Below are 21,309 nucleotides of genomic sequence, written 5' to 3'. Positions count from 1 at the left end.
GATGCTTGGGTTGTCTGATAAAGCGGAAAATCAAAAGATCGCAGCCTGCGGCGGCTCCTACATGGGAATGCGGTTTTCCGTAGGAGCTGCCGAAGGCTGCGATCTTTTAAAGGCTAGCGCGTTTGCTTTGGGAGAACGCCGAGGCGGCGATGCCCCACTGGCCCAGCCAGTAGCTGAGGATGATGACATACGGCGCGGCGTGGAATGGCGATACAAACCGGTCAATGCCAATCACGCTGTCGGAGAACACAAACGCCACTGCACCGCCCGCCGCCAGTAACGCCGAGCGTTTCGGCACATCGGTGCCGAGACGAGCAAGCGCGCGCCAGAGCATCGCGCTGATTGCCGTGCCATAGACAATCACCGGCACCAGCAACGGACCTAAGCCGCTGGAAATCAGCAGTCCCAGCAATACCGCGCCAACTCCGAGGGCGAGCACCAGCGGCAACACCGCCAGACGCTTGCAGTCACTCAGATAAGCCTTCAGATAAGCCAGGTGTGCGACCAGAAACGCACCGAGGCCAAACACGAACAAATCCCCCGGCCATGCCAGCAACACATCACCCAGCAACGAGAAAATCAGGCCGAGACTGATCCAGCGCCGATAGTCGCTGGGCGGTGCGTCATGCAGCCAGCCGAGCAGCGCCAGCACCGGCAATGGTTTGACCAACAGACACAGTAGCGCCGCGTGGGTGCTGACACCGTAGAGAAACGTCACCGCGCCCATCAGCGCCAGAATCAGCCAGCCCACGATCAGTTCACCGAAATGGCGCAGTCAAAGGTTTCCACTGGCAGCACTTCCGGTGCCCATGGCTGTTGTGAGGTCAGGCGCAGACGCCCAGTGCCGGGGGCAAATGCTTGAAAGCGCCAGGTCGATACGCCCGCTGCGCCGACGACGCCGGCGTCTTCCGGATTGCTATAGACCTCGGGGCTGAGTGCACGCAATACGCCGCCAGCCGAATCCTGAATGGCCCAGCGATAGCCGGTGGTCGGGTTGCTTGGCAGCATGATGATGAGGTTTTGCCCGTTAGTCAGCCGTACGGGGCATTCGCTTTGTTTTTCCACGGTCACGTTGTGTTTCGGTTGTGTGGCGCAGGCGGCCAGCAACGAAAGGGCGAGGGGGACAAACAGGCGAGTGGGGGACATAAGGTCAGAGGCTCCGGCGTTTACGACGAACGGCGAGCATAACTGAAGATGAGACAAAGTGTGACAACGCCAAGCCCTCACCCTAACCCTCTCCCAGAGGGAGAGGGGACTGACCGGGGGATATTCCAGAAGTCCACCGACCTGAAATAGATCATTGAATCCATAATCGACTCGGTGTTTCAGGTCGATGTATAGCGCAAGACAACTCGGTCGGCTCCCTCTCCCTGTGGGAGAGGGCTGGGGTGAGGGGCTGTTTGTCAGAACAGGATCTTCGCCACATCGGCAAACTTCTTCGCGAAATGCACCGTAATCCCTTCCTTCAGATAATCCGGCAATTCCTCAAAATTGCCCCGGTTCGGCTCCGGCAGAATCAACTCGAAAATCTTCTGCCGGCGCGCCGCAATCACCTTCTCGCGCACCCCGCCAATCGGCAGCACATGCCCGGTCAGGGTCAATTCGCCGGTCATCGCTACACCTTTCTTCGGCGGCTGATTGCGTGCGAGCGAGAGCAGGGCGCTGGCCATGGTCACGCCGGCGCTCGGGCCGTCCTTGGGTGTCGCGCCTTCCGGTACGTGCAGGTGGACGAAGGCTTCGTCGAAGAACTTCGCGTCGCCGCCGAATTGTTTCAGGTGTGAGCTGACGTAGCTGTAGGCGATCTCGGCCGACTCCTTCATCACATCACCGAGTTGCCCGGTGAGTTTGAAGCCACGGTTAAGCGTATGAATCCGCGTGGCTTCGATCGGCAACGTCGCGCCGCCCATGCTGGTCCACGCCAGACCGGTAATCACGCCAGTACCGGACAGCACTTGTTCGTTGCGAAACACGGGATGGCCGAGTGACGCTTCGAGGTCTTTCGGCCCGAGTTTGATCACCGCTTTCGGCTCGTCGATCAGCTTCATCACCGCTTTGCGCACCAGTTTGCCCATTTGCTTTTCCAGCTGACGCACGCCGGCTTCACGGGCGTAACCGTCGATCAAGGCTTTGAGCGCGGTGTCGCTGATGCTCAGGCTGCCCTTGGACACGCCGGCCTTTTCCAGCAGTTTCGGCCACAGGTGACGCTTGGCGATGGCGACTTTTTCTTCGGTGATGTAGCCCGACAGGCGAATCACTTCCATCCGGTCGAGCAATGGGCCGGGGATCGAATCCAGAGTGTTGGCGGTGCACACGAACAGGACTTTCGACAGGTCCATGCGCAGGTCGAGGTAATGGTCGAGGAATTCGACGTTCTGCTCCGGGTCGAGGGTTTCCAGCAGCGCCGAGGCCGGGTCGCCCTGGTAGCTCTGGCCCATCTTGTCGATCTCGTCGAGCATGATCACCGGGTTCATCACTTCGACGTCTTTCAACGCCTGCACCAGTTTGCCCGGCTGCGCGCCGATGTAGGTGCGGCGGTGGCCCTTGATCTCAGCCTCATCACGCATGCCGCCGAGGCTGAAGCGGTAGAACGGCCGGCCGAGTGATTCAGCGATGGATTTACCGACGCTGGTTTTACCCACGCCCGGCGGGCCGACCAGCAGCACAATGGAACCGCTGATCTCACCTTTATAGGCACCGACGGCGAGGAATTCGAGGATGCGATCCTTGATGTCGTCGAGGCCAGCGTGGTGTTTGTCGAGGATTTTGCGCGCGTGCTTGAGGTCGAGTTTGTCCTCGCCGTAGACGCCCCACGGCACCGAGGTCGCCCAGTCGAGGTAGTTACGGGTGACCGCGTACTCGGGCGAACCGGTCTCGAGGATCGACAGCTTGTTCATTTCCTCTTCGAGGCGCTTCTGCACTTGGGCCGGCAGGACTTTGCCTTCCAGGCGCTGCTCGAACTGTTCAAGGTCGGCGCTGCGGTCGTCCTTGGTCAGGCCGAGTTCCTGCTGAATGACCTTGAGTTGTTCCTTGAGGAAGAACTCGCGCTGATGCTCGCCGATCTTGCGGTTAACTTCTGCCGAAATCTCTTTTTGCAGGCGCGCGACTTCGACTTCCTTGCGCAGCATCGGCAGGACTTTTTCCATGCGCTTGAGCATCGGCACGCAGTCGAGCACTTCTTGCAGTTCGGGGCCGGTGGCTGAGGTCAGCGCGGCGGCGAAGTCGGTCAGCGGCGACGGGTCGTTGGGGCTGAAGCGGTTGAGGTAGTTCTTCAGTTCTTCGCTGTACAGCGGGTTGAGCGGCAGCAGTTCTTTGATCGCGTTGATCAGCGCCATGCCGTAAGCCTTGACCTCGTCGGTCGGCTCGGTGGGCTGGTGTGGGTATTCGACCTCCACCAGATACGGCGGGCGGTGGTGTTTCAGCCAGGTCTTGATGCGCACTCGGCTCAGGCCTTGGGCGACGAATTGCAGTTTGCCGTTCTCGCGGCTGGCGTGGTGGACTTTGACCAGGGTGCCGTATTGCGGCAGGGCGCCGGTGTCGAAGTGGCGCGGGTCTTCCTGGGGCGTGTCCATGAAGAACAGGGCCAGGGAGTGGTGTTCGGATTTGCTGACCAGTTCGAGGGTCTCGGCCCACGGCTCTTCATTGACGATGACCGGCAGGACCTGGGCCGGGAAGAACGGGCGATTGTGGATCGGGATGATGTAGACCTTGTCCGGCAGGTTCTGGCCGGGCAGGGCGAGGCCTTTGCCGGAAGAGGTGTGTTCGATGTGTTCGGCTTCGGTGTAGTCGTCGGGGTTTTCCGGGAATTCTTGCTGGTCGCTCATGGGGCACCTGCGCAATGGAGTATGGGTCTTAGATGGGGCAGGCCTTGGGTGGTTTCAATGGGGGCAGACGTTTCTGCTTGTGTGTTCAGGGTTTTGACAGGGTTTCTCTGGACCTGGCGACCTCTGTTGTTCGGCTGAACGCCGCCCGCAGCACGCTCGCGCCCAATGGGCTGCGCTATTTCGGCAGGGGGCAGAACTGTGGCATTGGCGATAAAAAACCACCGGGCAGTCAAGCCCGGTGGTTGTTGGCAATGCGCAGTTACACCTGACGCTTATTTCACCTCGGTCATTCTCAAATCACTGACCAGCATATCGATCAAGGTCCCCAGGTATTTGAAACGCTCATCTTTTTTCTCCCAGCGATCAATGAAAAACAAGCCGTGGTCATTGACCTGAATCGGTGTCTCAACGATGTCGTCGGCCCTGGATTTATGCACCAGACGGAGCTCGCCCGTATCCGTATTTTCGATCATGAACATCCCGGGCCGGGTCAGTTTGCTGCGCTCGACGGCCGGCGTCAGGGCTGGTTTTTTCTTGCCGGCGACGGCCACGTCCAGCAGGAAATCGCTGCGCAAGGCCCGGCTATTGGTTCCGCGCTCGCTGGCCACCGCTCTCCAGGTCCCGCGATGGATATCTCTGGCCAGTTCCGGAGCGGTGTCGCGTACGTGGAGACTGACCGCCGAGAGGGTATCCGCCAGACCCGGCACACCCAGGTTGTAGTTAGTGTGGGCATTGCCGATAAGGGCCACCCACTTATGCGGCCCATTTAACAGTTGGTCGGCTTCGATCACTTGGGTGGCAAAATAGCTGAACATCTCGTTTCGCGAGATATCTTCGTTAAACACACCCTTGAGGTGGTAAGACGCCGTGCAATCGAGGGCCCTGATACGGATGTTGTACTTCGCCGCCGCCTGGAGGACCTCTGTGTAGGTATCGTTACCTTTATAAGTGGGCATTTGGCCACGATCCTGAACGCGCAGGTAATTCTTCAGTCTGTCCGGCATGCGCTGTGTCCGAAAAAAAGTATCCAGATCGGCCTGGTGCAAATCGGTGAACAGATGTTCCACGTAGAGCGTGTCATACCCGGCTTGCTTGAGCGCCTTCATGTACTTTTTCAGCAACGCTTTGCTCGATACGTGGCTATGGGCCTCGCCGATCAGCAGGTTCAAGCGGCCGTCGGCCACCAGCCGCAAAAACTCCTCGAACTTGATGTCTGAGGTGAGCGTCGGGAGCGTGGCAGCGTCAGGGGGCGTGTAATGAGCAAACGTGTCCTTGGCCTTTTTCTCCAGACGCTTGCGGTTGGCGATGAACGCATCGTGCGCCTGTTGTTCTTTCGGTACGGTCGGGGTATAGCGTGAGTCCATGGCGTAGCGCTGATGCAACATTGTCGCGATGTCTTCACGCATGGCGGGTGGAATATCGTATTCGCTGAAATGCTCGACAGCAGGGGCAATCGATGCTGGCCGGGAGACGGGTTGAGGCGCCTTGTACGCCGTCGGCCGCTGCACACGATAATCGCCCTTGGCGGCCGAATCCCCGGGGATTGCCCCGGCTGAATCGAGGCTGATGCGTGCCGCCTGATCCTGTGCGACATCTTCCACGCGCACGGCGACAGCCGCGTGCAGGTCGGCCAGGCCGGGGGTGTTGTCGAAGGTGCTCATGCGTGATTGTTCGGTGAGGACCACCCAGCGCTCCTCAGGCGCATCGGCGATATCGACGGCCAGCGTCTTGTGCGAATAGAAATTCCTGAGGCTGTTGCTGCGAGGGGTCAATGGCGAGACGTCGTCCAGTACCATCACTCCTTCCAGTTGATAGCTGGTCGACGCATCCAGCGCATGGATTTTCAGACCCTTTTCGCGCGCTTTACGCACCAGTGCCAGATAAGAGAATGGCGATTTTTTCTCATACCCCAGCGCAAGGTCGACGGCTTTAAGATGTTTTTCGATGTGTTTCCAGGTTCCGCCCTTGTTCATTTTTTCCAGCTTGATTTTGAAGACATCGCCCGCCAGGTATTCCACGTAAAGTCGCTTGAAGCCGTTGCTCACGAGTTCATCCACACCCTCGATCAGCAACTGTTTGCTGGCGATCGAGGCGGGCTGGGCGCCGATCACCAGATTTTTTCCTTTGACGGCGTCGCTCGCCAGTAACTGGGCAAACGACAGGTCGTCGGCGACTGGCGGAACTTCGCCGCGGGCTGGCAACGGGGCAAGTTCGGCGAAATGCGCGGTGGCGTCGGTGCTGAGCTTTTCGACCTGCTTCAGGTAAGCGGTGCGCGTCGGGACGAGACTTTCCACAAACCCGAAAAGGTACAATTGGGGATCGGTGTAGAAGAATTCCTCGCTGTTTTTGAGCATGATCTCCCGGATTTGCGGGTTCATCACCATTTCGATGCGATCGTGGTATTTGGACTCCACACCATAGACCTTGTCCGGGCCGGGGGTCTCTGGCACGACCTCGTACTCGAGCGCACCGCCGGCCAAACCACTGCGCACCAACTTTCCGTCTGCGTTGCGCACGGTCAGGATGGTGCTCGAGGTGAGTTCGCCGGAATCCGGATTGGCTCGGTAAAGCAAAAAGCGACCGCTGGAGTCAGGATCTTTGTCGATATAGAACAGCTCATTTCTGTACACCACCGGACTCATTTCATTCCGCTTGGGGCCAGGTGTTACTTGATCGATCACGGTCATGACATCGCGTTGTTCGTTGCTGGCACTGACGAGGCTCTGCCGCACAGGCCGGCGCACGGGCTTGAGCGAACGCAGCGCCGGACGCAGGTCGGTCAGCACCGCGCCGGCACTGTTGAACAGATAACCGAGCAGATGCTGGAACGCTTCGCCGTGGTCACCCTGACGGTACGCATGCAGGGCGAGCATGGCGTCTTTGAAAGCCAGTAACAGGCCGGTGCTCAGGCTCAGCAGCGGGAACGGCGCCGTGGCAATGGCGGCGATCCATTCGACACTGGTCCAGACCAGACCGGCGATCATCTCGGCACGGCTGGTGGTGGTGGCGTTAACGTCGTCGATACGACGTTGCAGCCTCATGTCGTAAAGGACAGTGCGCAGGTCACTGACCGCCGCGACCGCGCGGGTCGAGTCGTAACGTGCAGGGCTGGGGGTGGTTTTATTGAGGTCTTTGGGCAACCCTTTCTTGATGTTTTCAAGGTATGTGCGAACCCGGGTCCGGGCACTGACGTCGACGCGCAACGTCAGGTATTCGAGCATGCCGGACTGTTGCTGAAGCAGGTAATTGAACAGCCGCGCTTCGCGGAAAGCGACGCCGTCGGGCGCCTCCGGGGTGTAGAGCAGAACCGGGTTGGCACCATGGCTGAACAGCCACGCGTCGATCACCCATTCGCCGTCGATCATCAAACGGTGGAGTGGATAGGTCGTGCGCATGGCGCCGGAAGTTTCAGCCATGCTGTCGATACTCTGCTCCAGCCATTGCAGATCATGGCTGGCGATATGGCCCTGCAACTGGCATTCCAGCGCGGCGCTTTTCATCTGGCGCTGGGTAATGGCCAGGGTCGTGTTGCGCCGAAAGTCATAGCCTTCGCTCGTCGAACTTTGCAGTTCAGCCTTGACCTTGTCGATGTAGCGCTGGCCGATCCACACACCGGTGACCGAGCGCGCGACATTCTGTGCGGTCAGGTTGCTGAGGTCGATGCCCTGCGGGCCTCTGAAACGCGCCGAGCGGGAAAATTTTTCATCGAGAAAACCGACGCCGTCGGCGTAGCCGTCGCGATACAGCGTGGTGTAGTTCAGAGGTTTTGGCGTCCACGAGCGCACGATGGCGGTCGGCGAGTAAGCCCAGACGGTATCCGGATCGACATCGTTGGTGGTGCGCTTGAGCAAGCGGTTCAAGCTGATTTTGGCTTGCTCGTGCACGTAGTCATCAAACGCCGGAAAGCGGCTGCCCGACAACGCATGCTTGTTGAACGCGCGCAAGGCGCCTTCGGCGTCTTCACTCAGGGTCGTCAGCTTTCGGCGGTTGGCAGCCGTGGTGGAGCGATACCACAGCGGTGTACAGAAATCGTAGTCGTCGATCCGTGTGGCGAGAACATGTTCAGCCATCGCGCGCAGGCAATCGGGATGACTGCCGGTGTGAGCGAACGTGACCTTTTGATGCTCCAGCGCCTCTGGTTTGAAACTCAGCCCGGCCAACACGTGGCGCAGCTTTGTGCGAAAGCGCATGGGCGCACGGCTGATCAGGTAGCCGGCCATGCTGTCGGCGGCATCGCTGTGTTTGGCCCAGCCCAGCAGGTGGGTCTGGCATTCGCGCTCACTGTCGAAGGCCTGGAATTGTTGCGTTCGCGGCGCCTGTGGTGTGCACAGCAACAGCCGTTTGAGCGCGCCGCGGTCATCGTTCTGGCGCAGCACCCACAAATCCTGCAACTGGGCGCCGTGCAGCGACAGGGTGGCGGCGCGCAGGCGCGCATCGCTACCGTCACGCAGGCGCTGGATCAGTTGCAAGTCACTGTCGAGCAAGTGCCCTTGCAGCACCGCCGTGTGAGCGAGGGCGACGATACGTTTATCGAGCATCTGCTCGATGGCGGGTTTGATTGCGGGCCTGGCCTGCAGCTCATTCTGCAAGTGATTGAAGTCAATCCGAGGTTGCAGCTCCACGGCTTGTCTGATCAGCCACGCCGGCGTCACGTCCGCGTAGGCTGGCGGCAAAGGCGCGTCATCGTAGGTGAGGGTGGTGTACTTCAAAAACTCCGAGCCCGGTAATTCATCGCCGGTGTGCGGGCCGCGCAAGGACAGCTCGAGCAGGCTGGATTGATGCACATAAACGCCGTAGCCCGGCACTCGGCGATCGGTCGCAAGGCTTAACTTTGCCGGCTCGAGATCGTCGATTTCCAGGTCTTCGCTCAGGCGCTCCAGCCATTGCTGGCGGGCCAGTGCCGTCAGACTGCCGGCCGGCTCCATCAAGTCGAGCAGGTCTTGCCGCGCCTGCTGGTAGTTGCGCAGATGCTGCGCCAGTGCGTCTTTTTGCGCGGTGCTGGCGCTTCGAAACCAGTCCGGTGCGCTGTAGCGCAGGTGGCGCTCGAACAAGGTTTGCGCGCGTAATTCCAGACGCGACGTGAGATCCGGCAGGGCGGCGGCAATGGCGTGGTCCAGCGCGGTGAGCAATTGCCTGGGGTCTTGCTGTGGGTTTTCGGCGAAGCTCAAGGCGCGCTCGATATCCTGCGTGCGTTTTTCGATCAGCGCGTCGTAGGTGTGTTCGAACAACGGTCTGCTGTCGATTGGCGCGAGCAGCAGCGGCCAGATCCCTGCTGCGCCGACGGCGTGATAGCGCGTCGGCAACATGGACATGAACTCCTGGCTACCGCTGGCCTGGGTCAGCAATGTGCGCAGTTGGTTGTCGAGATCAGCAAGGGAGTTGAAGAATTCGATGCCTCTTGCGGGGGTAAACAGCAGGGCGAAACCCATGCTCTGGTCGGTCAGCAGGTCCTTGACTCGGCGAGTGTCCTTTTCCGTGACCACAAAGGCGCCAGCCAGCTCAACGGTGGTGTCTTGATAGCTGAACTGCAGCGCGTACATGGCCGGACGCAGCATCGGCACCGCATCGAGTTTTTGCAGCAGTTCGCCGGCTTGCGGGTGCAGCAAGCGGTCGGTGACGGCCTGTCTGGCTTCGTGGCCGATGGCGGTGAAGCCTGCGTCATATTTGAGGAAGGTTTTCGCCGGTTTATCGTCGATCCGGTCGCGTTGATCCATGTTGATCAGTTGGGTGGCCAGCCTGACTTTCAGGGTGGCGATCAGTTGTTTGCCTTCGTCGCTTTGCAGATCGCTGTTTTCCAGCGCCTGATACAGCTCGCGGCTGCGTTGCAGGTAGCTGGTGCGATAGGTTTTCAGTTGTTCGTCGAGGCGTTTCAGAAAGGCCTGTTCGGTACTCGGTTTTTGTTCGGGAAGCAGCGGGGTTGATGTATTGAACAGGTGATGGGCGATCGCGTTGAGATCGTTTTTGACCTCTTCGGCGGTGGGGATTGTGGCGAGGTTCATGGGCATTTTTTCCATGCTGAGGGTGAGCGGCCAGCATGGCGAGGGGCAGTGGGGGGCAGGTGGTATATATGTATAGGGGGTTATTGGTCTGTCGATGTAGAGCTTGGGTTCGACTCGGTATTTCACGTCGGCATGCGTCTGCCCTACACCTGTGACGGAACGGCAGACGCACGTTTAACCCGACGAGTGAAATCCTGACCTGTTTGTTAGACAGGGTAAGTCAGCTCTTGGAGAAAAAAGTATCCGCTACCGGTGAGTTCACGTGTTTCATCACCGTGGCGTGCCTTACCGGAAAGTTGCAAATTATCGAGGGAGTATAAGTACAGGCCGCTATTGAGTTCACTTACAGAAATGCCGGAAGAGGATGTCACTTCATAGTCATAAGGCTGAATACCTCGTTCGGTCACGACATATTCAAAGTAGCCAGCGATTGCAGGATCCAGCAGCTTGCGAAGCGAGATGGAGAGGGCTCGTCGGCTCGATGAACCGTGGTTATCTTCGAAAGAAAAACTGTAACCGCCGAGCTCGTTGACAGAGGTGGAAATGCTGGTTGTCGCGAAGCTGGTCAGATTGACCGGCGTACCGCCAATGGTGCCTTTTACATTAACGTTGAGAATACCGTTTACCCAAACTGCTGGGGATGCCTTTGGATGGGTCATGGGGTGCTTCCTTCGCCTGATTTTGGTTGGAGAAGGAAGTCTGATTGGGCGGGTGAATACAGTGAACTGTCATATCTGACAGGTTTTTATACGTGTTCGCGATGAGCCTCCTTGATAGGAGTTATATAGCAGGCACAGTGTTGATCAAGTGTGGGGCAGGCTTGCTCGCGAAAGCGCTGTATCAGTCAGTCCAACTGCCGAATGCGCTGACGCCTTCGCGAGCAGGCTCGCTCCCACAGAGGGTTAGCTGTGTGTTGGGGATTGGCGGATTTCGTGGTTATCCAGCACGCGGTTCACGGCCAGTTCGGCGAGCATGATGATTTGCTGGATGGCCAGAATCGTGCGCCGCTGCGGCAGGTCGATGTAAGCGGCGATGTCGCTGGTCATGAGGCTGGCCTGGGCCAGCGATTCGCAGGCGTGGACCAGCAGGCTTTCGCTGTCCTGTTCGGGGGCAACCTGGAACATGGTGCTGGGTTTGTGAAAGCGCAGGGTCAAGGCGTTGGGTTTGAGGTAGTGGTCGAGCGCGCGTTCGGCGGCTTCGTGGAATCGCTTCGAGCCGGGGAATTCGTAGGGGGTGGTGTCTTCGGTTTCGGGCGGATTGGGTGTTGGCTTTTTCATGGTGAAGCTCCGAATGATAAGTGGGGCTGTCACTCTCAATCACCGCGACGCGACGGAGGGTGGCAGCTGTACGCGGGTTCGCGGACCGAGCCATTCGGCAATCTCGGCATACCCTAAGGTATCCCGCGCACAGCCACCATCAAACCAGACAACAAGCACCTGAGCGCTTCAGTTTGGGCTGGCGATTATGCATCAAATCGAATGAACTGCTCGGGCCGCGACGCCCGTTCGCTGAATTTGCAGCGACCCCACGAGCCTATCCAGCCGATTTCCGAGGCACAACCGACGCGACTTGTCGGAAAACTCCGCGCAATTTTCAACGTCTGTAGGACGAGCACCTTTCCCACAGACCAACACTTTTCAACCTGTGGGAGCGAGCCTGCTCGCGAAAGCGGTATGTCAGGCACCGTAGATGTTGAATGTGCTGACGCCTTCGCGAGCAAGCTCGCTCCCACAGGGTTCTCCGGTGGGTACAGAAATGGCGTGCACAAAAAAGGCGATGCCTCTCGGGAGTCATCTTCAATCTGACGGTTAACTCATAGATCAAAATTCATTGCGGTTTACTTCGAACCGGTCTTGAACCCCTGTAATTTCTGACAGTAGACACATTGCCCCGGTCGATCCGAGATTAACTAGGCGCCCTTGGGCAGGACGGCGCATGCCAATTTACTGACTTCAAGGAATCAAACCATGAGATATACCGATACGAAATACGAAGGCTTCACTATCCGCGAATACTCCTCCGACACCCCAGGTCTGCGTTATCAGGTGATCTATAGCGCAACGGATGAGAGTTTGTTGCTTGAGACCCGCAAACACGCCGAGCAATTGATCAATGATCGATTGCAGCGGATAGAAAGTGGAGGCAAAGCTTTTTGAATCGGCCGGGCTAACGCTCACCTTGTGCAGGAGCTGCGGCAGCTCCTGCACAAGGGGTTTGTCAGGTATTTGCGGGGATTTCGTGGTTATCCAGCACGCGGTTCACGGCCAGTTCGGCGAGCATGATGATCTGCTGGATCGCCAGAATCGTGCGCCGCTGCGGCAGGTCGATGTAAGCGGCGATGTCGCTGGTCATGAGGCTGGCCTGGGCCAGCGATTCGCAGGCGTGGACCAGCAGGCTTTCGCTGTCCTGTTCGGGAGCAACCTGGAACATGGTGCTGGGTTTGTGAAAGCGCAAGGTCAAGGCGTTGGGTTTGAGGTAGTGGTCGAGCGCGCGTTCGGCGGCTTCGTGGAAGCGCTTCGAGCCGGGGAATTCGTAGGGGGTGGTGTCTTCGGTTTCGGGTGGATTGGGTGTTGGCTTTTTCATTTGTTACTCCTCAGGAATTGGACCACTCCTCTAGTTGCCGCGACGCAAAAAGAGGGGTGGCAGCTGTACGCGGGTTCGCGGACCGACCTGAGGCATTCGGCATACCCGAAGGTATCCCGCGTACAGCCACCATAAAGCAAGCACTTGGGGTGCTGCTGTTAAGCGGTGGCAATTATGCCCCAGAAGTCGGGCCGCGACGCCCGTTCGCTGAATTTGCAGCGACCCTCAGAGCCTATCCAGCCGATTTCCGAGGCACAACCGACGCGACTTGTCGGAAAACTCCGCGCAACTTTCAACGTCTGTAGGACGAGCACCTTTCCCACAGACAAACACTTTTCAACCTGTGGGAGCGAGCCTGCTAGCGATGGGGCCCAGTCAGTAAACAAAGATGTTGAATATCAGACCGCACTCGCTCGCAAGCTCGCTCGTAAAGGAAGTTCGCCATTCTCGGCAATTTTTTAGCACCCAACCGCGCCGGCATCATTACCCACCGGATCGCTTGTTCAAATAAGCCGTAGTGCAATTATCTTCCGCTGTTCGCTGGATTGTAGTATTCACACGCAACGATTTCAGCACCCTCATAGATAGTTGAAGTGTATGGTCCATTTGCGTCGCAAATATCACGCGTTTTATTAAAGAGCTCCCCTGGGGCATCGGCTCGCCAGAACATTTCCTTATTGGGATTAGCTTCACAACTGGCTTTGCCAGGTATAACTCCGATAGCCTCTAGCTCTCTCAGCGCTGTTTTGCAATTTGCTTCCATTACTACAAGACGTGGTAAGGCTTGAGCAAGCGTTGAAGCGCCCAGCGCTACGATGGCTAACAAGAGCGCAGCGCGCCTGTTTCCTGGATTGCTCATGGGGGATTCCTCGAATATTTAAGGGTACTCCTGAACTCTCGGAACCAAGCATCAGGAGGTGCGCAGCCACTCGCCTGGCGGGAAGTGCTATTCACACAACTGCATGGTTATCTCTTTTTATTAGGGGGGGTACTGTCATAGTTGACAGTTTTTTAGTTTGTTTTTACTGAATATTTATCGGGCTAATGCGATTTGGTTTTGGAGGATGATGTAAGTCTACATATAGTCATTGATGCCACGCCTTGGTGTGAATGGAGCATTTTGGGCATTCCTCTATGTAAAAAGGCGCCACCCCTCACAGGGTGGCGCCTTTTTTACCCGCCGCTAAAACTTATTCCGGCAGTTTGTAGGCAATGATGTAATCGCCCATCTTGGTGCCCAGCGAGCCGTGACCGCCGACAACCAGCAGCACGTATTGCTTGCCGTCCTTGCCGGTGTAGGTCATCGGGGTCGCTTGACCACCCGCCGGCAGACGCGATTTCCACAGCTCTTTACCGCTGTTCACGTCGTACGCGCGCAGGTACTGGTCGAGGGTGCCGCTGAGGAAGCCGACGCCGCCAGCCGTGACCATCGAACCGCCCATGCTCGGCACACCCAGGGTGAAACCGATCGGGATGGGCGAGCTGTCGCGGCTGGTGCCGTTTTTACGTTTCCACACGACTTTGCCGGTGGTCAGGTCGATACCGGCAACGTAGCCCCAGGCCGGGGCCTGGCACGGTACGCCGAATGGCGACATGAACGGGTGCATGATCACCGCGTATGGCGCGCCGGTGTTCGGTTGCACGCCAGCGGTTTCGCTTTCGCGTTTGCTGCCGGCGGCGACTTGCTCGCGTGGCACCATTTTCGAAACGAAGGCCATGTAGTTCGGGCTGGTGAACAGCATCTGGCGAACCGGGTCGACCGAAACACCGCCCCAGTTGAACACGCCGACGTTACCCGGGTAGATCAGGCTTCCCTGTTCCGACGGCGGGGTGTACTGGCCTTCGTAACGCAGTTCCTTGAACTGGATACGGCACAGCATCTGGTCGAACGGGCTCGCGCCCCACATGGCTTTTTCGGTCAGTTCCGGGGCCAGCAGGTTGAGGTCCGAACGGGCCTGGGTCGGTGCGGTGTGGTCGCCTTTGACGGCGCCTTGCGGGACCGGGATTTCCTTGATCGGAATGATCGGCGTGCCGTCACGACGGTCGAGGACGTACAGGCTGCCCTGTTTGGTCGGAGCGATCAGCGCCGGTTTCACGCCGTCGGCGGTTTTCATGTCGAGCAGGGTTGGCTGGCTGCCAACGTCCATGTCCCACAGGTCGTGGTGAGTGAACTGGTAGTTCCAGCGCACTTTACCGGTGGCTAGGTCCAGAGCAACTACACCGGCGCTGAATTTCTCGGCGCCCGGGGTGCGATCAGCGCCCCACTGGTCTGGGGTCTGGTTGCCCAGTGGCAGGTAAACCATGCCGAGTTTTTCGTCGACACTGGCCAGCGACCACATGTTCGCCGAGTTGCGGCTGTAGGTTTCGCCCGGTGCCAAAGGCTCGGTGGCGTCAGGCTTGTCGCTGTCCCAGTTCCATACGAGGTGACCGTCGCGCACATCGAAAGCGCGGATCACGCCCGATGGCTCGTTGGTCGATTCGTTGTCGGTCACGTGACCGCCCATGATCACCAGATCACGGGTAATCGCCGCTGGCGAGGTGGAGTAGTAGCCACCAGCGGTGAACGGGCCGATGCCTTGGGTCAGGTCAACCACGCCTTTGTTGCCGAAGCCTTCGCAGATCTTGCCGGTGTCGGCGTTCAGGGCGATCAGGCGGGCATCAGCGGTGGGCAGGTACAGACGACGCGGGCAGGCCTGAGCAACGGCTTTGCCAGCTTCGGAAATCACCGCCGAGGCGGCGTTTTCAGTTTTCGCGTAAGCGGCTTCGTCGTAGTACGACACGCCACGGCAAGTCATGTGCGCGAAGCCTTTGAAGCCGACCGGGCTCTTGATCTGTGGGTCGAAGCGCCACAGTTCTTTGCCGGTGTCCGGGTCCAGGGCCAACACTTTGCTGTGCGCGGTGCAGGCGTAGATCATGCCGTTGGCTTTCAGCGGGGTGTTTTCATTGGTCAGTTCGACCGGATCATCTGCCGTTGGCAGGTCGCCGGTCTGGATGCGCCAGGCTTCTTGCAGCTTGCCGACGTTGGCCGGGGTGATCTGCTTCAGCGGCGAGTAGCGGTCACCGAATTCGGTGCGGCCGTAGGCCTGCCAGTCGCCATCGGGCATGGCTGGCGCGGTGCTGGTGGTGTCCGCGGTGTCGCGGCCCAGTTCGCCGAAGGTTTCGCCCGGGTGGGTGAACAGGCTGGCCAGAGCGGTGACGCCGGCCAGCACCACAGCGACGGTCAGACCGCCAGTGCCCATTGGCGCCGGGCCGTTAAGCAGCAGCGGACGACGGAACCACGGCAGCAGCATGACGAAACCGAGGACAAACCACAGCGCCAGACGTGGCACCAGTTGCCACCAGTCCAGACCGACTTCCCACAGCGCCCAAACGGTGCTGGCAAACAAGACGATGGCGTACAGGCCCAGCGCCGCGCGACGGCGCATCAGCATCAGAATGCCGGACAGCGCGATACCGATACCGGCCAGCAGGTAGTACAGCGAGCCGCCGAGCATGCTCAGCTTGACCCCACCGGCCAACATGGCCAGGCCCATCAGTAGAAGCAGAATGCCGAGCAGGCTCGGTAGCAGACGGCCCCGACTCGAAGCACTTACGGTGCTCATAGTGTGATTCTCCGTGACGTTTATGTGGTCCCGCGCTGTAGTCACTTTAGATGACGATTTGGCACAGGCATGGTTCAGATAAAAACTTGTCTAGCTAACGAATTTCTTTTTTGTAGGAGTGAGCCTGCTCGCGATGGCGGTGTTTCAGTCACTGGAGATGTCGCCTGAAACACCGCTATCGCGAGCAGGCTCACTCCTACAATGGATTTACGTAAATCTTTAGAACGAGGACTGGATCTTGATCCCGCCGATCAAGGCGTCGTCGACGTTGTTCACGCCACCGGGGTGGCGGATGTATTGCAGGTTCGGGCGTACGGTCAGCCAGTTGGTCACGTGCACGCCGTAATACAGCTCGGCGCTGTATTCGGTGTCTTGCGGCGGCAGGAAGGACGGATCGTCGTAGTCGTACACGGCGTTGGCGCGGTTGCTGGCTTCGGCATTTTTGCGAAACGCCGGGTTGACGTGCACGCGGGCGAGGGCGAAACCGATGTCATCCTTGGCGCGCGCATCGAACGGGCCTTTGTAGGTGATGCCGGCCTGCACGTAGTTGTCGATCGCGTTGGTTTTCTTGTCGTGCATGGTGCCGTTGGCGAACACACTCAAGCCGCGACTGTTATCGCTGGCCATGCTGGTGATCTGCTGCTGGATGCCCAGCCATACGCCGTGTTTGCTCGACGCGCTGCGATAGGCTTCGCCGCTGAGGGCGGCCGGTTGGCCGTGGCTGTCTTTATAGACGTCGCTGGCTTTGGCGTTGCTGTAGTAGTAACCGGCGCGGTATTCGCCCGGCAGGCCGTTGAGTTTTGGCGTCCACACCAGTTCGATCGGCAGGATCGCGCCCTGGGTGCCGCTGCCGCTCAGTTTGAAACCGTTGCCGCGATCGAGGTTCGACGGGTTCTGCTCGTAGGCGCCGACCTGTGCGTACAGTTCCGGGGTCAGGTGATATTTGACGCGCAGCGCCCATTGGCTGACCGGCCAGTTGTACCAGATGCCGCCGACCCAGTTGCCGACCTGCGAGCCGCAGAACGCGAGGTTCTGGAAGTCGCACGGGAAGCTGTTGAAGTCTTCGCCTTCACCGAAACGACCGACCTTGATGTCGAGTTTCTGATCGAAGAATTTCTGCTGATACCACATCTGCGTCAGGCGCGTGGTCTGGCCACGGCCCCAGACTTCCTGGGCCGAGGTGAAACCGCCAACGCGCGGATCGTTGATGCGGTCGTTGCTGATGTTGTTGCCGCTGCGCTTGGTGATGGTCAGTTGAAATTCGGCGTCGTCCCAGCCGAGGATCTTTTGCAGGTCGAGGTGTGTGCCGAGGCCGAACTGATCGCTGTAACGCGCGGTGCGGTCGTGATCGTAGCCACCGTGCAGGTTGCTGCCCATTTCGCCGGTGTAATCGAGCTTGAAGTCGTAGCCTTTTTCCGAGAGTTCGGTGCGCGTGCCGTTCCAGTCACCGAGCATGTACGGTGATTCACTGTCGAACGCGGGCGCCGCTTGAACGCAAGTGGCGAGGCCGAGGGCGGTAAAGCCGCCGAGGGTGCGCAGGGTTGAGATAGCGCTGTCTCGGGAGAAGGAAAAATCGGGCATGGCTCAGTCTTTTTTTGGTGTTTTCGGGGTGCAATTCGAGCGCTTCAATATGTCGCAGGCAGTGAAGCGATTCAGCGGAAGGGCGGCAGGATAAAGATCTGTTACAAAAAGACAAAGGCCTTTTGTGAACATGCAGCGTTTCGGATTCGGTAACAGTGCGGCAAACGGGCGCATTGTCGGCCGGGTCGTGGCCTGCGATCTTTCCAGGTTGGCCTACATTTGAAGTCAGGCCTTCCACCCGGTCAGCCCCTCGGCTAAGGTGCGCGGCTTCCGCATTTTCACTTCGCCTAAAGGCCTGGCATGAACGAACAAACTCCCGATCCGCTGCACGGCGTCACCCTTGAACAGATCCTCAATGCACTGGTGAGCCATTACGAATGGTCGGGACTGGCCGAGCGCATCGATATTCGCTGCTTCAAGAGTGATCCGAGCATCAAGTCGAGCTTGACGTTCCTGCGTAAAACGCCATGGGCGCGCGAGAAGGTCGAGCGTCTGTACGTGAAATTGATGCGCACCAAGCGACCGCTCTGAAATGCATGCCGGTTGTTGGCGCCGCCGCCTGATCACCTGCGCAGCCATATTGGGCTGGGCGGGGTTGGGCATTCAGCTTTATCTGATTTTCTTTGCGCGTTTAAGCGTCGGCGCCAGCCTGTTGGGCGGGCTGGTGAGCTTTTTCAGCTACTTCACGATTCTGACCAACACGCTGGTGGCGACGGTGCTGAGCTGTGCCGTGACCGCTCGCGAATCCGCCGCGCGCCGCTGGTTTCTGCAGCCGTGGGTCAGCAGTGGCATTGCCGTGAGTATTGCTGTGGTCGGCCTTGCCTATAGCCTTTTGCTGCGGCATTTGTGGCACCCGGAAGGCTGGCAATTTATTGCTGACGAGTTGCTGCACGACGTGATGCCGCTGCTGTTTCTTGGCTATTGGTGGCTCTGCGTACCGAAAGGCACGCTGCGGTTGGGGCATCTGCCGGTGTGGCTGATCTATCCGCTGGTGTATTTCATCTACGCCTTGCTGCGCGGGCATTTGCTCGGCGCGTATGCGTATCCGTTCATTGATGTGGCGCTGTTGGGTTATCCACAGGTGCTGCTCAATGCCGGGGGGATATTGCTGGGGTTTGTGGGGATTGGCTTGCTGGTCATTGGCCTCGACCGCTGGAGATTCGCACGAAGTTAAAGCACCTGTAGGAGTGAGCCTGCTCGCGATGGCGGTGGATCAGTTACAGATTTATTGACTGACACTCCGCTATCGCGAGCAGGCTCACTCCTACAAGGGATATCACTCTTCTTCCGATCCTTCAGCGCGCCAGTAGCCGACGGCTTTGATGAGTTGTTCATCCAGCCCATGCTCATCGATCAGCACCCGGCGAATCTGTCGCGAGACTTTCGTTTCGGTCGCCACCCACGCATACAGATTGCCTTTAGGCACCTGCAGTTGCTTCACCGTCGCCAGCAGGTTGTCCTTGCTACCCTCGCGCAACACCCAGATCACATTGACTTGCGCCGGGCTTTCGAGCACTTGCTGTTCGGCGCCGTTTTCCACTTCGATCACCACCAAGGCCTTGCGATTGGCCGCCAGGCCTTCGAGGCGGCGGGCGATGGCGGGCAGGGCGGTTTCGTCGCCGATCAGCAAGTAGCTGTCGAAAATATCCGGGACGATCATCGAGCCGCGCGGGCCGCCGATGTGCAGGTATTGCCCGGGTTGCGCTTGCTCGGCCCAGGTCGACGCAGGGCCGTCACCGTGCAGGACAAAATCGATGTCCAGTTCCAGCGCATCGAGGTCGTAGCGACGCGGCGTGTAATCACGCATTTCTGGTTTTGGTCCATCGTCCTTGCCGGCGCCGAGCACCATGGTCTCCAGCGCGGCGGCTTGTTCGGCGTTCTGCGGGAACAGCAGCTTGACGTGATCGTCAGTGCCGAGGCTGATGAAACCGGCCAACTCCGGCCCGCCAAGGGTAATGCGGCGCATGCGCGGGGTCAGGTCGACCACACGCAACACCTCAAGCTTGCGGCGTTTGATTTCGTGCATCACACGGTGAATGGTTTGGGTATCGACTGCAGTCATTCGGCTTTCTCCGGGGCAGGTTGAACGGCAGGGCCGTCGACGATGGCTTTGGCGGTGTCGTTGAGCAGGTCACGCACGCGCAGGATTTCTGCGGCGCTCCAGCGGCCGTGGTGCATCTGCAGGGCATGGCGCAGGTTGTGCACGGCTTCGTGGATTTCCGGCGGCCGATCATGGCCACGTAGTGAGCGTTTGCTCACATCGATCCGCATGCGCACGCCGTCCAGCGCGACCGCTTGCTCACTGAGAGATAAACGACCGGCCTCGGTGACGCTGTAGCGTTTTTTACCGCCCTCGGCGTCGCCAGTGATCAGTTCGCTCTCTTCGAGAAAGGTCAGGGTCGGGTAGATCACCCCGGGGCTGGGGCTGTACGCGCCGTCGAACATGCCTTCGATCTGGCGGATCAGGTCGTAGCCGTGGCACGGCTGTTCGGCCACCAGCGCCAGTAGCAGCAGTTTCAGGTCACCGGGGGCGAATACCCGTGGGCCACGGCCGCCGCGCTCACGTCCGGGGCGCTTCTCGAAGCCGTCACGGCCGTCGCCGTGTTCGCGGTGGGGGGAATGATGGTCTCTCATTTCGGTCTTCTCTCGTCGTGTTTAGATACAACTTAAGATATATCTTAAGGTCTGTGCAAGACGTTTTTCCCCGCGTCGCGACCTCGGCTGACGAGCGGCAGCCCACCCGCCAATGCAAGCGATGATTTTTCGGCGGGATGTAAGTCAGCGATAACTTGAAAGTTAAAGTCATCACTCTATTTGATGTAGAGTATATGTTCTAAATGACCCTGAGTTGCCGTACTGTCGGGGCGAAGTTGCTGTATGGTTTTTTAATTTAAACTGTCTGTAGGGGATAACTTACAGTTACTGTTTCGAATATCGTTATTTTGTTCTTTTTTCTGGCGGGTCATGGGGTTGTTTAACTACGAGGTTATCGGAAGTTGCTTGCTTACTTTCCAGAGGCAACAGTCGATGATGCCTAGGCGTTGAACGTTCAAGTTGATCTGGCTCAACTCGGGCAATGATTTACCTGAACTTTCAATGTTCATCCCCCTATCAAGAAAACAGGTACATAACGATGTTCAAGAAACTCGCAATCGCCGCTCCACTGGCTCTTCTGGCACTGGGTTCCACTGGCGCATTCGCCGCTGGTGAAGCGTCGCACTCGATCAGCCTTGTCGCGCATGTGCCGACCAACGGTTTCTATGTGGTGCCGACCGATCCGGATCTGGTCAACAAGGACCAGGACATGAGCTATCAGCCAACCACCGGCAAGATGCGCGACGTCAATGGCTTCTTCGACGTGCGCAACAATAACGGCTCGGTACACGCCAGCCTCGAGAGCCTGCCAAAACTGATCTCGGGCAGTACTTCTATCGAACTGCGCGTGCTGTTCAACAACAAGGAACTGACCCTGACTCCGCAACTGGTCGTGGGTGAAGCCGAGTCCGACGTCAACTACCGTGCGCCGCTGAACATTAGCGCGGTGGGCAACAACTTCCAGCCAGGTGATTACACCGGGGCCGTGGCGATGATCTTCGACGCCGTGACGCCATAACAGCAGTCACTTGATCGATCGATCAGGCACTAAGCCCAACTTCAATGTTGACGCTTGACCGTCGGGGCTGACGATTTGTTTGCCTCGACGGACTTCCATTGTTTGTTATC

At 58.6% G+C, this 21,309-nt stretch carries 16 protein-coding genes; 4 read left to right on the top strand and 12 right to left on the bottom strand.

Features of this window, described 5'->3' with window-relative positions; genetic code table 11:
* Positions 1 to 106: 106 nt before the first annotated feature.
* The 6 genes from HU754_RS24160 to HU754_RS24135 all read right to left on the bottom strand — a co-directional run bounded on the left by HU754_RS24160 (position 107) and on the right by HU754_RS24135 (position 11,097).
* Positions 107 to 751, bottom strand: coding sequence for a lysoplasmalogenase (locus HU754_RS24160; RefSeq protein ID WP_186622972.1), 645 nt, complete (start codon positions 749 to 751; stop codon positions 107 to 109).
* Positions 752 to 753: 2 nt separating this feature from the next.
* Positions 754 to 1,146: a protease inhibitor I42 family protein gene (locus HU754_RS24155; RefSeq protein ID WP_093430626.1), complete on the bottom strand. Its 393-nt coding sequence runs from the start codon at positions 1,144 to 1,146 to the stop codon at positions 754 to 756.
* A 257-nt stretch (positions 1,147 to 1,403) separates the two neighbouring features.
* Complete coding sequence (gene lon / locus HU754_RS24150) at positions 1,404 to 3,821, bottom strand: endopeptidase La (RefSeq protein ID WP_093430625.1); 2,418 nt, start codon at positions 3,819 to 3,821, stop codon at positions 1,404 to 1,406.
* A gap of 272 nt (positions 3,822 to 4,093) precedes the next feature.
* Positions 4,094 to 9,820 carry a membrane-targeted effector domain-containing toxin gene (locus tag HU754_RS24145; protein WP_186622970.1) on the bottom strand — a complete coding sequence of 1,909 codons (5,727 nt, stop codon included), beginning with the start codon at positions 9,818 to 9,820 and terminating at the stop codon, positions 4,094 to 4,096.
* Positions 9,821 to 10,026: 206 nt separating this feature from the next.
* Positions 10,027 to 10,479, bottom strand: a complete 453-nt coding sequence (locus HU754_RS24140) for a hypothetical protein (protein WP_186622968.1) — start codon at positions 10,477 to 10,479, stop codon at positions 10,027 to 10,029.
* Positions 10,480 to 10,722: 243 nt separating this feature from the next.
* On the bottom strand, positions 10,723 to 11,097 hold the full coding sequence (locus HU754_RS24135; RefSeq protein WP_093430622.1) for a DUF6124 family protein: 375 nt from the start codon (positions 11,095 to 11,097) through the stop codon (positions 10,723 to 10,725).
* Positions 11,098 to 11,787: 690 nt separating this feature from the next.
* Between HU754_RS24135 and HU754_RS24130 the strand changes: the two genes are divergently transcribed.
* Entirely contained in the window at positions 11,788 to 11,976 is a 189-nt protein-coding gene (locus tag HU754_RS24130; RefSeq protein WP_186622966.1) for a hypothetical protein, read from the top strand.
* Positions 11,977 to 12,037: 61 nt separating this feature from the next.
* Here the strand turns inward: HU754_RS24130 and HU754_RS24125 are convergent, their stop codons facing one another.
* The 4 genes from HU754_RS24125 to HU754_RS24110 all read right to left on the bottom strand — a co-directional run bounded on the left by HU754_RS24125 (position 12,038) and on the right by HU754_RS24110 (position 17,586).
* Positions 12,038 to 12,403 carry a DUF6124 family protein gene (locus tag HU754_RS24125; protein WP_099757082.1) on the bottom strand — a complete coding sequence of 122 codons (366 nt, stop codon included), beginning with the start codon at positions 12,401 to 12,403 and terminating at the stop codon, positions 12,038 to 12,040.
* A 523-nt stretch (positions 12,404 to 12,926) separates the two neighbouring features.
* Positions 12,927 to 13,262, bottom strand: coding sequence for a hypothetical protein (locus tag HU754_RS24120; protein ID WP_186622964.1), 336 nt, complete (start codon positions 13,260 to 13,262; stop codon positions 12,927 to 12,929).
* A 331-nt stretch (positions 13,263 to 13,593) separates the two neighbouring features.
* Complete coding sequence (locus tag HU754_RS24115) at positions 13,594 to 16,005, bottom strand: glucose/quinate/shikimate family membrane-bound PQQ-dependent dehydrogenase (protein WP_186622962.1); 2,412 nt, start codon at positions 16,003 to 16,005, stop codon at positions 13,594 to 13,596.
* 219 nt (positions 16,006 to 16,224) lie between these two features.
* Positions 16,225 to 17,586, bottom strand: a complete 1,362-nt coding sequence (locus HU754_RS24110) for a carbohydrate porin (RefSeq protein ID WP_186622960.1) — start codon at positions 17,584 to 17,586, stop codon at positions 16,225 to 16,227.
* 300 nt (positions 17,587 to 17,886) lie between these two features.
* Here HU754_RS24110 and HU754_RS24105 point away from each other — a divergent pair, with 300 nt between their 5' ends.
* Both HU754_RS24105 and HU754_RS24100 read left to right on the top strand, forming a co-directional pair.
* On the top strand, positions 17,887 to 18,117 hold the full coding sequence (locus tag HU754_RS24105) for a VF530 family protein (RefSeq protein ID WP_007916799.1): 231 nt from the start codon (positions 17,887 to 17,889) through the stop codon (positions 18,115 to 18,117).
* A 1-nt stretch (position 18,118) separates the two neighbouring features.
* Entirely contained in the window at positions 18,119 to 18,760 is a 642-nt protein-coding gene (locus HU754_RS24100; RefSeq protein ID WP_186622958.1) for a Pr6Pr family membrane protein, read from the top strand.
* 102 nt (positions 18,761 to 18,862) lie between these two features.
* On the opposite strand, the gene HU754_RS24095 is transcribed toward HU754_RS24100, so the two are convergent.
* Entirely contained in the window at positions 18,863 to 19,648 is a 786-nt protein-coding gene (locus HU754_RS24095; protein WP_186622957.1) for a siderophore-interacting protein, read from the bottom strand.
* Positions 19,645 to 20,220, bottom strand: a complete 576-nt coding sequence (locus HU754_RS24090; RefSeq protein WP_093430616.1) for a PadR family transcriptional regulator — start codon at positions 20,218 to 20,220, stop codon at positions 19,645 to 19,647. Before HU754_RS24090 ends, HU754_RS24095 begins: the two co-directional genes overlap by 4 nt.
* A gap of 499 nt (positions 20,221 to 20,719) precedes the next feature.
* Here HU754_RS24090 and HU754_RS24085 point away from each other — a divergent pair, with 499 nt between their 5' ends.
* A complete protein-coding gene (locus tag HU754_RS24085) occupies positions 20,720 to 21,199 on the top strand; it encodes a CS1 type fimbrial major subunit (RefSeq protein ID WP_099757076.1) in 480 nt (159 codons plus the stop codon).
* Positions 21,200 to 21,309 lie beyond the last annotated feature (110 nt).

The sequence above is a fragment of the Pseudomonas zeae genome (assembly GCF_014268485.2).
In the GTDB taxonomy this organism is placed as follows: domain Bacteria; phylum Pseudomonadota; class Gammaproteobacteria; order Pseudomonadales; family Pseudomonadaceae; genus Aquipseudomonas; species Aquipseudomonas neuropathica.
Note: the sequence above shows the minus strand (reverse complement) of the source record. Positions and strands in the feature narration are given on the sequence as shown.